The sequence below is a fragment of the Candidatus Microbacterium colombiense genome, from assembly GCA_029203165.1.
GTDB lineage: Bacteria > Actinomycetota > Actinomycetes > Actinomycetales > Microbacteriaceae > Microbacterium > Microbacterium colombiense.
In genome coordinates this window covers 1,684,127-1,697,430 of the sequence record CP119308.1, presented here as the reverse complement: position 1 = coordinate 1,697,430, position 13,304 = coordinate 1,684,127, and the positions used below count along the sequence as shown (strand labels likewise).

Genomic DNA, 13,304 nt, shown 5'->3' with positions numbered 1-13,304 from the left:
GCCCCTACTTGGTGTACGACAGCGTCCCGTTCGCGAAGGTCTGCGTGCACGTCGTGGCCGTGCAGGTCTCCGCGCTGGTGGGCCACCCGAGGTCGCCGCGGATCCAGCCGCGTGCGCTGTAGAGCTTCATCATCGCCGAAGACGACGCGAACGTCCCTCGCGCGGACGAGTGAATCCATCCGCCGGTGAACGACTGACCGAACCCGTTGCCGTTGGGATCCACGACGGTCTGCACCGTGGATGCGGCATGGCCGAGGCTGCCCTTCGCGCCGCCCAGTGAGGTGTAGATCCGTGAGATGTCCGCGTTCGACGTGGTGAGGAAGGCTTCGCCCTTCGTGCCGGTGACGCGGATGGTGCCCCCGGCGAAAGCCTGCATGCACGTACCTCCCGCGCATGTCTCGGCGCCCACGGGCCAGCCGAAGGCGCCCCGCAACCACCCGTTGTCGCTGTACACATTCATGACGGAGGTGGAGGACGAGAAGGTCCCCGCTGCCGACGAATGGATCCATCCGCCGTCGAACTTCTGTGCGACACCGTTGCCGTTGGGATCGGTGACGGCCTGCACAGCCCCTGACGCCTTGCCCAGAGGTCCTGCTGCGCCGCCTGCGGCCTGGTAGGCCTTCTGGATCGCGGCATTCTGGTTCGTGAGGTAGACGACTGCAGCAGCGCCGGTCTGATACCGGATCGCACCACCGGTGAAGGCCTGAGCACAGGATCCCGCGTCGCAGGTCTCCGCGCTGGTCGGCCATCCCAAGGGTCCGCGCAACCACCCGGCCGCGCTGTAAGCCTTCATGATCGTCGACGATGACGCGAACGCACCGCTCACTGAGGAGTGCACCCAGCCACCATCGAACTTCTGCGCCACGCCGTTGCCGTTCTTGTCGACGATCGCGGTTTCCGCTCCTGTCGGCCACCCGAGGGCTCCTCGCAACCAGCCGGCCGCGCTGTACGCCGTCATCACCTTGGTCGAAGAGGCGAAGGTGCCGGCCTCTGACGAGTGGATCCAGCCGCCTGCGAACTGCTGCACGAGCCCGTTCCCGTTCGGATCAGTGACCGTCGTCTCAGCCGCGATCGGCCACCCGAGCACTCCTCGAACCCAGCCCACGCTGCTGTACGCCGTCATGATGCGTGTCGATGTCGCGAAGGTGCCCTTCGTCGACGAGTGGATCCAGCCGTTCGCGAAGCGTTGCGCATCGCCATTGCCCTGGGGGTCCGAGACATGCTGGACCGCCATCGTGGGAGCGCCGATCCAGCCCGACACTCCTCCGATGCTCTGGTGCAGGGTGCGAATCGCCGCCGTCAATCCGGTGCCGTCCGAGCCTGCTGTCGCCGCGGTGAGCGTGCCCTTGGCGAACGTCTGCGAGCAACCGAGATCCGTGCACTTCTCGGCTCCGATCGGCCACCCGAGAGAGCCTCGAACCCACCCGGCCGCGGAGTACAGCGCCATGATCTGTGATGAGGTCACGAACGTGCCGCGCGTTCCGGAATGGATCCATCCGCCGCCGAACTGCTGGACGTAGCCGTTCCCGTTGGGGTCGGTCACCCACTTGGCCGGCTGCAGCGGATAGCCCAGGACGCCGGTCGCGCCGCCCGCGGCCTGATAGGCGGCCTTGATGGCTGTGTTGGTCACCTCGGCGGCTGGGCCGGCGGCCCCGCCCTTCACGTACTGAAGGACACCTCGTTGGAACGGCTGCGAGCAGGTGTTCCCGGTGCAGGACTCTGCTCCGATCGGCCACCCGAACGCTCCGCGCACCCAGCCGACCTTGCTGTACGCCGTCATGATCGTTGTCGATGAACTGAAGGTCCCCGCCGCCGATGAGTGGATCCACCCTCCATCGAAGCGCTGTGCGAGGCCGTCCCCGTTCGGGTCCACGATGGCTTGTGCTGCTGTCACGGGATAGCCGAGGCTGCCCGAGGTGCCGCCCTGCGCGGAGTACACGGCTTTGATCTTGGCGTCATCCACGGGCGGCACCACATAAGCGGCCTGACCGGAGGTGTATCGAATCGCTCCACCCGCGAAGGTCTGCATGCACAGACCGGACGCGCACGCCTCGGTGCTCGTCGGCCAGCCGAGATCACCGCGCAACCAACCAGCGGCGCTGTACGCCGTCATGACGGCGGAGGTCGACGCGAAGGTTCCCCGAGCCGAGGAGTGGATCCAGCCCTTGTCGAACGACTGGCTGATCCCGTTGCCGTTCGGGTCCGTGATCGCCTTCGGGGTGCCGGATGGATATCCGAGCTTTCCGCCGAGCCCGCCCTGTGCGGAGTATGCGGTGAAGACATCGCCGTAGACGGTGATCGCCCCGAGAGCGCGCGTCCAGGTGATCACACCCTTGGTATACGTCCAGGTGCAGCGCGCGGTGGATGCCGAGCAAGAGGGTGCCGCACCGGCCGCTCCCAGCACACCGGATGCGCCACCGAGGGCCGCATACTGATTCTTGATCGTGCCGAGCGGGTCGACGGCGGTCTGCGTCGAACCGAACCACTCCGTGAAGTAGTTGTAGAAGTTGCGATTACCGTACGCAGAACAGCTGTTGCCCTCGCCGTAACCGGCCTTCAGCGCGGCAGCATTGGGCTGGTACGGCGTGTAGTAGTAGAGCGCTGCGGTCGCTGCGTTCGCGACGTACACCGGAGCGGAACCGCAGGCGGAGTTCGGGTTGTAGAGGATGTTCCAGGTCTTCCCCGGCGCATACCACTGGAACCACTTGCCCTCCATGTAGATCTGCATCTGGCGCGCTGCGCCGTAGATCTGATGGAAGAAGCCCACGTAGTTCGGGTCGCACGCCGCGGTGTCGGGGCACCCCTGCCCCAGGGCGATGTTGTAGCGCCAGCCGCTCGGCCATGTGTGCGTGACCAGGCCCTGCTCCTTCTGGAGCATCACGATCAGCACGCGGGGATTGATGTCGCAGGACTGCGCCACACGGTAGATGATTCGTGCGGCAGACTCGTTCGCTGCACCCGTGTAGCCGTTGCAGTAGGCATCTGCCTGCCGAGTCACCGAAGTGATCTTGAAGTCCTTGAGACAGACGTATCCCGTCTGGCACTTCGCGACCTTGCTGGTGAAGAACGACTGGATCTGCGCCTCGGTCATCGTGCTCTTGTTGGTGAACACGGCGTCGCTGATGATGTTCCCCGGAGTGAACCCGACGAGCGTGGTCTTCACGTCGCGGGACTGCGCGACGGACGACACCGTTGGCGCACCCGCGGTGGCGGGAACGGACGCCGAAGCGGCGCCGGCCGGGAGCACGGTGCTGAGAAGGACAGCGGAGACAGCGAGGAAACAGGTGAGGATCTGGGGGATCCGCAGGGTGTTTCGAGAGCGTGGGGCACGTCGAGACATGTGAACAGTGTGACGGAAGTTGCAGGATGATGCCACTGTTGCGGTATTTCGGCGACAGACACACGGCGTGTCGGCCTGATGCGCAGGCTGCTCCCAGCTGTTCGGCGGCGCTCTCTCAGGAGGTCAGAGATCCGCGTGCAGGCCCCACACGCGCTCCGCCGAGCTCGCCCAGGAGAATGCCCTCGCCCGATCCGCCGAGAGCACGCCGAGCCGCTCCCCCGCCACGCCCACGGCGTCGGCGACGGCCTCCGCGAGGTCCGCTTCGGACACGAGATGCCCTCCGTCCGCGAGGACGTCTCGGTGGGCCCCGCTGTCGACAGCGACGACAGGACGCCCGAGTGTCATCGCCTCGAGCGCACGCCAGGGCCACCCTGCGATCGCACTCGTCGCGACGAACGCCGCGGATCCCGCCAGCACGGCTGCGCGATCCTCCGGCGACAGGGCACCACGGATATGCGCGCGTCTTTCCGGCAGACCGACGCTCGAGGCGAGTTCGGCCAGTCGTGGCTCGGTGCCTTCGTCCGCATCGAGGACCACGGCGTCGAGATCCGACGCCACGGCGCCGCGGAACCCCTCGCCGAGGGTCGCGGCGTCGCCCGTGAGGACGATGTACTCGGCGGGAAGGGACAGCGCTGCGCGGCGCTGGGCCGCATCGGTCGGCACGGCGAAGCCGTGCGGCGCCGCACCGGCGATCACGCGGATGCGGTCGCCCAGCTTCGCGAGCTCCGACAGCCGTCGTGCGATCGCGTGTGAGGGGACGATCACGGCGTCGGCGTGCTTGACGGCACGCCGGAGCATGCCGCGTTGCCAGGCCACTGCCGTCTTCGACAGGGCGTCCGGCGAATCCCAGGCGCGCAGGTCCCACAGCGTCACCGTCGTCTGGTCGTTGTCGTGCACCCGGTCGTGCCGTACGAGCGGTGCCATCAGGCTCGGCGCGTGGATGAGACCGCCACCCACGCCGGGCGTGAGCCCGAGTTGCCAGGCGCCGGCGAGCTCTCGCCGTGCGAGCGAGAGAGTGCGAACGTCCACGACTCCGGCGACGGGGATCTCGGAACCCGCCGCGACGATCGCATCCACGGAACATCCGGAGGGTGCGGTCGCCACGAGACCTCGTGTCAGATCGAGGGCCGCGGACGCGTGATCGGGGTCGACGACGTGAACCAGTTGATCCAGAACAACACGCAGTCGAGCACCCATGCGATCAGGTTAACGGCGCGCACCCGCCGAGCCGTGGAGCGCCATGGCCGCGCCTGCGGAATATCAGGGTTCCCCCAGCATCCGTCCATCGCTGCGATCCGCGTTCGTGCTTGAATGCTCAGATGAGCGATGGTCGACTTCCTGTGCGGCGCCGATGGATCGGCTGGACCATCGGCATCATCCTGGCGCTTCTCGTCGTGTCGATCGGGTGGGTGACGATTCGCGGCATCGGCGCCGTGAACGACCTGCAACAGGTCGCGAAGGGCGCCTCCCAGCTGAAGTCGTCCATCGGAGCGGGCGAACTCGACGGCGCCGAATCGATCGCGGAGAGCATCGCTCATCACGCCGAATCCGCCCATGGCCTCACATCGGACCCGATCTGGCAGGCATTCGGCGCCATCCCGTGGATCGGCCCGAACTTCCACGCGGTGAGCGAAGTGGCGGAGATCGCCGACGACGTCGCGTCGCAGGCCCTCACGCCGATGCTCGATGTGGCGGGTGAGTTCGACCTCGCCGGACTCGGCTTCTCCGACGGATCGATCGATCTCGCACCCTTCGCGGCGATCGAGAAGCCACTCGGTCAGGCGAGCGCAGTGCTCAGCTCCGCTCAGGTGCGGGCGCAGCAGATCGACGCGGATGCCACGCTCCCGCCGCTCGCCGACGCCGTCCGGGAGATGCGCACCACGGTCACTCAGGCCACGGGCGCCGTGGGCGCGCTGCACGGCGCGGCCGTGCTGCTGCCGACCATGCTGGGCGGCGATGGCCCGCGCAACTACGTGCTCGCCATGCAGAACAACGCCGAGCTGCGGTCCTCCGGCGGGATCATCGGGTCCTCCGCTCTGTTGCATGCAGACAGGGGCAGGATCACCCTGCAGCGACAGGCCTCGACGCCGGACTTCCCCGCGCTGGACGTCGGCCTGCCCGTGAGCGAATCGACCACCGCGCTGTTCGAGGACCGTCCGGGGCGTTACATGCAGAACATCACGAGCATTCCGGATTTCAGCGAGGCAGGACCGACGATCGCGGCGCGCTGGGAAGGCCGTTTCGGCGGCCGGATCGACGGCGTCGTCGCCGTCGACACCCTCGTCGCCGCCAACCTCATGAAGGCGACGGGCGACCTGAAGTTCGGGCCCTTCACGGCGACGCCCGACACGATCGTCAGCATCCTCCTCTCGGAGATCTACGCGAAGATCGCGGACCCGCGTGCACAGGATGAGGTCTTCGCACAGGCCGCGAGCGGCCTCTTCGGGGCAGCGCTCTCGGGTGGCGACCCTCAGGCATTGATCGGTGCCCTCGCCGAGTCAGCCGACGAGGGGCGCGTGCGCATCTGGAGCGCCCACGAGGACGAGCAGAAGGTTCTGGCCGCGTCGTCGCTGGGGGGCACGATCCCGAAGGACACCACTGACGGCACCTACGTCGGCGTGCTGGTCAACGACAGCACCGGCGGCAAGATGGACTACTACACCCGTGCGTCGATCGCGACGGCGATCGGCACCTGCGATGGCGAGGCGACCACGCAGGTCCGCGTCACCTGGACGAACGATGCACCCGCGGATGCGGCGACCACGCTGCCCGCGTACGTGACAGCGAACGGCTGGTACGGGGTGCCCATCGGCTCCGTGCGCACATTGATCGCGGTGTACGGCCCCGACGGCGCCACCCCCTCGCACATCGACAGGGACGGCGCTGAGGAGGGCGTGCAGACGGCCACACTCGACAGCCGCGCCGTGGTGCAGCACGAGGTACTGCTTGCCCCGGGAGAATCGACGACCATCACGGTCGAGTTCCAGGGAACCGGGGCGGGCGAGCGCCTCACCGAGGTGCTGCACACGCCGATGGTCGAGACTCCCAAGACGACACGTGACAAGCTGACCTGCGCTCCGTGACTTTCTTCCGCCGATAGGGTACTGTCGACTCACTGGGGAATATCTGGGTTCTGTCATCTTGCCGTGGGGGCAGGAAGAGCCCACGCAGTCGGACGCAGGGGTGTGTCCGGAGGCGATTCCGCGTGAAATCTGGGGAGAATCATGCTGAAGAAGTTGGCTGCCATCAGCCTTACCGCCGGCGCACTGGTGCTCATCGCACCGACCGTGGCCACTGCCGCGACGCCTGTCCAGGCCGCCTCATCCGGCTCCTACGCGGAGACACCGGGTGTCAAGGTCTCGGACCCGATCATCGACACCTGTGAGGTCTCGACCATCGTCTTCGGCGCAGGCTACTTCCTGCCGTCCGAGCATGTCGGCGTATCCGTGTCCGGTGCCAACGCCGCAGACGCCGCGGTCTCGGGGAACACCGCTTCCGCCGATGGCGGCCTGACGGTCACGTTCCGTCCGCCGGCAGAGGGCGAAGGCTCCTACGCCGTCGCATTCGGCGGCTCACGTCCGTACACCGCGACGATCACGGTCTCGCACGGCCACGACGCCGCCACCACCTGCGACCACGACCCGGTCGTGGCCTCTGCGGGAACGGAACTGCCACTGACGGGCGGCGCGATCGAGCTGGCGCTCACCGGCGGCAGCGTCTCGCCGTGGATCCTCGGTGGTGGCGCAGCCGCCCTCGTGGCCGGAGGCGCTCTCGTCGCCGTGGGTTCCGCCCGCCGCAAGCGCGCCTAGGTCAGGTCGCCGCCTCCGGCGGCGATCGGCTGGACGACGGTGGTCCCTCCCCCTCCGATCACCGTCGTCTGGCGTACCCGGTGATCACACCGGAAGCCCACGGCCATATCCCTGTATCCAGGTGATGGCCGTGGGCTGTACCTCTGTGTACCGGTGATCGTCGACGTGCTCGGGTCCGCCAGGTCGTGCCGACGACTCAGGGGGTGGGAGTCGCGGTCGGCGGGTGCAGCGCCAACTGGATCATCTCGTGGATGTACCCGTAATCGGGCTGGTGTTCATCGACGCCGTTGTCCGGCGTGAGCTCGATCGTCTGCACCGTCTGCTCCTTGGCCTTCAGCATGAGATCGAAGAACTCGGGCAGCTTGTCCTGCGGGAGGTCGGTGTCGATCAGGGCTGTTCCGGCGGCGGCGACCTCGTTGAAGCGGGTCAGAACGGTCTGCGGCGTGAACTGGTCGAGGATCGCCTCCTGCAGCTCGCGCTGACGCTTCATACGGTCCCAGTCACTCGTCGTGTACCGCGAGCGCGCGTACCACTGAGCCGTATCGCCGTCCATGTGCTGCTGACCGGTCTCGATCCATCCGATCGCCCACTCGTTGGCGTCCGTCCCGGTCCAGCCCTCCGGCGGACCCCCCTTCGGGAGCCGCTCCGTGACGTTGATGTCGACGCCGCCGAGCGCGTCGACCAGTTCGGCGAAGCCGTGCATGTCGACGAAGACGTAGTACGGGATCTCGATGCCGAGCACGCCCTCCGCCGCATCCTTGGTGGCCTCGATCCCCGGAGCCGAGCCGTGCGCCGCAGCGTCCGGGTACAGGCAGGTCGCCCTGGTCCTCACGGCAGATCTCGCGGCGTTGCGCACGTGGTTCATCCACCCGTTCCAGCCGCAGCTCGATGATCCGTGACCCTCGAAGCCGTTCGGGTAGAGCTCCAGCATCGGGCTTCCGGCGCTGAAAGGCGCGTTCGGCAGTCGCGCGGGATGCCGGTGATCGTGACGGCCCCGCTGTCGGCGTTGATCGAGACCACCGAGATGCTGTCGAAGCGCATCGAATCGCGCCCGTCGCCACTGTCGGCGCCGAGAAGGAGGATGTTGTAGTAGCCGTCGCTGGGGGCCAGGCTCGGACCGCTCTGTCCGAAGATCGAGCCGATCGTATTGCGCGTGGAACCGACCACGGTCGCGGCGTAGCCGGCCGCTCCGCCGACCAGGCCCAACAGCACGAGTGCGACCACCGGGATGGCGAGTCGTTGGATTCCCGGAATCTTCACCAGACGGACGAGCCGCAGGGTGTCGAATGTCAGAACGATCCACAGAACGGCATAGCCGACGAGGAGGATCTGCACGAGTGTGAAGACGAGCGCGGAGAACCACCCTCCGCCGATCGTCAACCAGAGCAGAACGGGGCGCGCGAACAACGCCAGCGCGGCAGCGACGACCACGAGGACCCAGGCGAGCAGCGTCGCGCCGAGGCCGAAGCGGCCGAGGCGACGATTGCCCGCGAGCGACCTGGGCCGATCCGGGGAGGAGCACGTTGAGCACGACGAGCCACCACCCACGCTTCCCATGGCACGGGGTCGGACGGTTCGGGATGCCGCAGCGGGCGGGTCTCGATGAGGGGACGAGCGGCGCCGCGCGGCGGGCGCCAGCGGTCACAGAGACTCCTTCAGCCGTTCGTTCTTCGCCTCGACCTGCGCCTCGAGGTCGCGGGCGTAGGCCTCCATCCGGTCTGCGAGTCGCCGGATCCGCGTTCCCAGGATGCGCGCTGCGAGCAGCCCGGCGTTGCGCGCTCCGCCGATCGACACGGTCGCGACCGGGATCCCGCGGGCATCTGCACGATCGAGAGCAGCGAGTCCAGGCCGTCGAGGTGCGCGAGCGGCACGGGCACGCCGACGACGGGCAGCGGCGTCACGAGCGCGAGCATGCCCGGGCAGGTGGGCCGCTCCCCCGGCACCGGCGATGATCGACGCGGATGCCCGCGGCCGCGCGCCTCGCGCGCCGTAAGCTCGATCAGCTTGTCCGGCGTGCGGTGGGCGGAGACGACCTCGACCTCGTGCGGGATCGCCGAACTCGGTGAGCGCCTGGGACGCGTCGCTCATCACCGCCAGTCGGAGTCGGACCCCATCACGACGCCGACGAGCGGGCGGCGGAGGATGCAGGGCTCGTCACTAGCTCAGGCGTACGGCCTGGCGCTGGACGACCCCCACGGCACGCGGCAGCGGTGACCGCTGCGTCAGTCAGGAAGATGGCCGCGGCCGCCGCGCCTCGTACGACGACGTCGTCGAGGTCGTCGCCGACGACGTTGACGTGCCCGACCTTGCGGCCGGGCCGCGGGTCCTTGCCGTAGGTGTGGATCTTGGCCGCGGGATGCGCGGCGAGCGCGGCGGCGAAGCGTCCGCGAGCGTGCCCTCGGCGGGGCCGCCGAGGATGTTGACCATGACCGACCACGGCGCGCGCGTCGCGGGGTCGCCCGAGCGGCAGGTCGAGCGACGGCACGCAGGTGCTGCTCGAACTGGCCGGTGACGGCGCCGTCGATCGTCCAGTGCCCGCTGTTGTGCGGGCGCATCGCGAGCTCGTTGACGAGGATGCGGCCGTCCGTCGTCTCGAACAGCTCGACCGCGAGCACCCCGGTGACGCCGAGGCCCTCGGCGATGCGTGCGCCGATCTCCGCGGCGACCTCGGCGCACGGACGCTCGGCGCGGGGGCCGGGCGCGATGACCTCGGCGCACACGCCGTCGCGCTGCACGGTCTCGACGACCGGCCAGGCGCGATCTCGCCGCACGGGCGGCGGGCGACCAGCTGCGCGAGCTCGCGGCGAACGGACGAGCTCCTCGACGAGGAGCGCCCTCGCGCCGTCCTCGGCGAGGCGCGAGACCAGTCGTCGGCCTCGGCGCGCCTCGACACGACGCGGACGCCCTTGCCGTCGTAGCCGCCGCGGGCGGTCTTCACGACGGCGCGGCCGCCGTGGCGCGTCGAGGAAGCGCCTGCAGCTCGTCGGCCGTGCGCGACGGCCGCCCAGTCGGGCTGCGGCACGCCGAGCTCGGCGAGCTTCGCGCGCATGACAGCTTGTCCTGGGCGAACTGCAGCGCATCCGGGCCCGGGTGCACCGCGACGCCGCGCGCGACGAGCGCGCGCGAGGATCTCCTGCGGGCACGTGCTCGTGGTCGAAGGTGATCACGTCGACGTCTCGGCGAAGGCAGCACGTCGTCGAGGTCGCGGTAGTCGCCGACCGCGGTGGCGGCGAGCCGAGCCGACATCCCCTCGCCCTCCGCGAGCACCTGCAGATCGAGCCCGAGCTCGACCGCCGGGGCGATCATCATCCGAGCCAGCTGTCCTCCACCGATCACGCCCACACGCAGCGCCATGTGCCGCCTCCATTCGTCCGTCACCATTCTCTCGCATCCGCGAGGGCGCACCGCGCCGCGATCCGGGCGGCATCGGAGCAGCGTCGTCAGAAAGCGGTCCTGCCTCCGCGCCGGACTGCGCGTCACGGTGAGCGAGGATCTGGCTGACCTCGATCTGGTCGGCGAGGGCCTCGTGCACGAGGGTGACGTTGGGCACGTTGAGCAGCCGCAGCGGCGAATCGACGCCGTTGGACAGCGTGATCGTGCCCGTGCCCCACAACCGCTGGAGCGGTCCCCGACGAACGGAGATCGTGTAGCCCCTCGCGTGCGACATCTCCCGGCGTCGGCGCGAGCCGATGCCGTGATGCGTGATCACCCGACGCGTCGTGATCGTCGTGCTCTTCGAGAGCCAGACGAGGAAGGGGATGACGACCAGCACCAGCACCACGAGTCCCGAGGCTGCCAGCAGCATCCAGTCCTCGAACGGCGCGGGAAGGTTGCCATAGAAATAGGCGGTCGCACCGAAGACACCGATCAGCACCACGGCGGACCAGAACAGCCGTCGCGCGTGGCTGCGGAAACGGGCGATCAGAAGCTCCTCGGAAGGCACGCCGGGCGGCGGCATCATCGGCCGACCACCGAGCGTCACAGGCTGAGTCACCCCACCATTGTGCCTGTGTTCGCCGACAACGCCGTCTGCCCGGCGGCGTGTCAGATTCAGGCGGGACGCACGTGCACGACGTCGCCGGCGGAGATCGCCGTCTCGACGCCGTCGTGCGAGACGATCAATCGTCCGTCCTCGTCGAGGCCTGTGGCGCGCGCCTCGAGCATCTGGTCGCCCGACAGCGACACGCGCACGCGGCGTCCGAGCGTGACGCATCGCTCGGTCACGGCCTCGTGCACGCCACTCGCGACCGCATCGCCGGAGGCGGTGAGTGCCGAGAGATACCCATCGAGGATCCGCAGATAGTCCGCGACCAACCGGTCCTCATCGGCGTCCGATCCGCACACGGTGAACGATGTCGCCGTGTCGACCGGGAGTTGCTCCGCCGTCATCGACGTGTTCACGCCGGCGCCCACGATGACCGCATCCGACGCGGCCTGAGCGAGGATGCCGCAGATCTTACGATCATCGACGAGGACGTCGTTGGGCCATTTCACCCCGACGACACGATCGGCGGGGAGCTGTGCTTCCACGGCCTCGGCCATCGCGAGACCGGCGACCAGCGGAACCCACCCTCGTGCGGTCGACGTCGACGGAAGCGTGCGAAGGAGAACGGAGATCGCGAGGGCACTGCCGGCAGGAGCGACCCATCGGCGGTCGAGGCGTCCCCGTCCCGCCGTCTGGTTGTCGGTGAGGAGGACCGACAGGTGCGGCCACCCCGCCGGATCGAGCACGTGCGCCATCAGATCTGCGTTCGTCGATCCGGACTGATCGACGCGGTCGAGGCGCGCGACGATCGCACTCGCGCGCGGGAACTCGGTGCTCACAGCTCCTCCTCGTCGCCTTCGTCATCGTCGTCGTCCTCATCGCCGACGACCGCGCCCATCTCGTGCGCCTCCCACTTGTCCCACTCGTCGAACAGCGTCTCGATCGCTCCGTGGAATTTCGCGGTCGCCACCCCGGGTGCGGTGTCGCCGAAGTAATGCTGGACCCACATCGTCAGGCGGGCGACGGCGGCTTCGTCGGCGCGCACGCGCTCCACCTCGCCCACGATGTCGTGCGCTGCCTCCGCCGTGAGCCATTCGCAGTCCGCGAGGTAGCCCTTGGTGTCGATCGACGCGCGCTCATCCGCCGGCCGGGTGATCATGAGCGGTTTGCCTGCGGCGAGCCGGTCGTAGACCATCGCCGAGATGTCGACGATGGCGACGTCGGCGGCCGAGAGCTGCCACCCGAGATCGGCACCGTGGTCGTAGATGTGGTGCCCGGCGGGATCGGCGATGTTGGCCGCGGCGATCGCTGCCACGATCCGGCGGTGCGACGCGCCATAGGACTCGTCGACCACACCGCTGCGAGGATGCGGACGGTAGATCACGCGGTGCTGCCCGGTCGCGAGCAGCCGGTTCACGAGGGTCTCACCGTGCGAGGTGATCGAGCCGTAGTGCGCACTCGGGCGGTCGCCCTCCCACGTCGGCGCGTAGAGCACGACCGTGCGCTCGTCGGGCGTGTACGGGAGCGTGCCCGAGTAATGATCTGCCTGAGGGCGACCGATCTCGATCGTGCGCTGATCCACGTCGTAGTCCCACAGCGTCCGCGACAGGCGATCCCGCGCGGCCTGGCCGGCGACGAACGCGTAGTCGTACGCCTTGTACTGGTTCGTGGTCATGTACATCTTGTCGGATTCGCCGTGGTTGATGAACACGTGCCACCGACGTCCATAGCGGAACATCTGGAAGTTCCGCGTGTTCTGATTCACGTACAGGACGATCCTGATGTCCTGTGTGCCGATGAACCGCTCGAGGTCTCGCACGGTCGGGACGAAGGCCACGGGCGGGCCGTCCTCCTCCAGCAACCTCTCCGCCCCGGTCGCATGGCGAGCCAGCACGACCACGGGACGATGCTGCGCGAGAGTGGCCAGCGGGCGATACCACTGCCTCATCTGGTACATGTTCACGGCGCCGTCCGCGAAATACACCGCGACCTGATAGTGGTTCTCGGGATGCTCCGGTTGGGCGGCGAGCCGTCGGCGCACTCTCTGCACCGCTGCGCGAGACGTCAGAGCGCGTCTCAGGAGACGGTATGCCTTGCTCGCGTCAGACAGTGCACCCATCCCTCCAGAATAGTTGAGTCCACCGGAGTGCCAGGCAGCGCGCCCCCCACC

At 68.4% G+C, this 13,304-nt stretch carries 6 protein-coding genes and 4 pseudogenes; 2 read left to right on the top strand and 8 right to left on the bottom strand.

All coding sequences use genetic code 11. The features are described 5' to 3' along the window. Positions 1–4 precede the first annotated feature (4 nt). Positions 5–3,340 carry a hypothetical protein gene (locus tag P0Y60_08150; GenBank protein WEK62682.1) on the bottom strand — a complete coding sequence of 1,112 codons (3,336 nt, stop codon included), beginning with the start codon at positions 3,338–3,340 and terminating at the stop codon, positions 5–7. A gap of 123 nt (positions 3,341–3,463) precedes the next feature. Next, positions 3,464–4,537 carry a glycosyltransferase gene (locus tag P0Y60_08145; GenBank protein ID WEK62681.1) on the bottom strand — a complete coding sequence of 358 codons (1,074 nt, stop codon included), beginning with the start codon at positions 4,535–4,537 and terminating at the stop codon, positions 3,464–3,466. Between the two features lie 122 nt (positions 4,538–4,659). On the opposite strand from P0Y60_08145, the gene P0Y60_08140 reads away from it, so the two are divergent. Then, on the top strand, positions 4,660–6,423 hold the full coding sequence (locus P0Y60_08140) for a DUF4012 domain-containing protein (GenBank protein WEK62680.1): 1,764 nt from the start codon (positions 4,660–4,662) through the stop codon (positions 6,421–6,423). Positions 6,424–6,564: 141 nt separating this feature from the next. Beyond that, on the top strand, positions 6,565–7,149 hold the full coding sequence (locus P0Y60_08135; GenBank protein WEK62679.1) for a hypothetical protein: 585 nt from the start codon (positions 6,565–6,567) through the stop codon (positions 7,147–7,149). A 196-nt stretch (positions 7,150–7,345) separates the two neighbouring features. On the opposite strand, the pseudogene P0Y60_08130 reads toward P0Y60_08135, so the two are convergent. From P0Y60_08130 to P0Y60_08105, 6 genes and pseudogenes are all read right to left on the bottom strand, one after another. After that, positions 7,346–8,753: pseudogene (locus P0Y60_08130) on the bottom strand (LCP family protein). 37 nt (positions 8,754–8,790) lie between these two features. Beyond that, a pseudogene (locus tag P0Y60_08125) lies at positions 8,791–9,149 on the bottom strand (AIR carboxylase family protein). 230 nt (positions 9,150–9,379) lie between these two features. Next, positions 9,380–10,503, bottom strand: a pseudogene (locus tag P0Y60_08120) (5-(carboxyamino)imidazole ribonucleotide synthase). Positions 10,504–10,618: 115 nt separating this feature from the next. Continuing rightward, positions 10,619–11,107, bottom strand: a pseudogene (locus P0Y60_08115) (PH domain-containing protein). Between the two features lie 92 nt (positions 11,108–11,199). Next, positions 11,200–11,973 (bottom strand): biotin--[acetyl-CoA-carboxylase] ligase, encoded by a 774-nt coding sequence (locus P0Y60_08110; protein WEK62678.1) that lies wholly within the window; start codon positions 11,971–11,973, stop codon positions 11,200–11,202. After that, positions 11,970–13,253, bottom strand: coding sequence for a CDP-glycerol glycerophosphotransferase family protein (locus tag P0Y60_08105; protein WEK62677.1), 1,284 nt, complete (start codon positions 13,251–13,253; stop codon positions 11,970–11,972). Before P0Y60_08105 ends, P0Y60_08110 begins: the two co-directional genes overlap by 4 nt. Positions 13,254–13,304: the final 51 nt, after the last annotated feature.

Coding starts and splice junctions, on each gene's coding strand:
- P0Y60_08145 (WEK62681.1), bottom strand. CDS start 4,537: ATGGGTGCTCGACTGCGTGTTGTTCTGGATCAACTGGTTCACGTCGTC.
- P0Y60_08140 (WEK62680.1), top strand. CDS start 4,660: ATGAGCGATGGTCGACTTCCTGTGCGGCGCCGATGGATCGGCTGGACC.
- P0Y60_08105 (WEK62677.1), bottom strand. CDS start 13,253: ATGGGTGCACTGTCTGACGCGAGCAAGGCATACCGTCTCCTGAGACGC.
- P0Y60_08135 (WEK62679.1), top strand. CDS start 6,565: ATGCTGAAGAAGTTGGCTGCCATCAGCCTTACCGCCGGCGCACTGGTG.
- P0Y60_08150 (WEK62682.1), bottom strand. CDS start 3,340: ATGTCTCGACGTGCCCCACGCTCTCGAAACACCCTGCGGATCCCCCAG.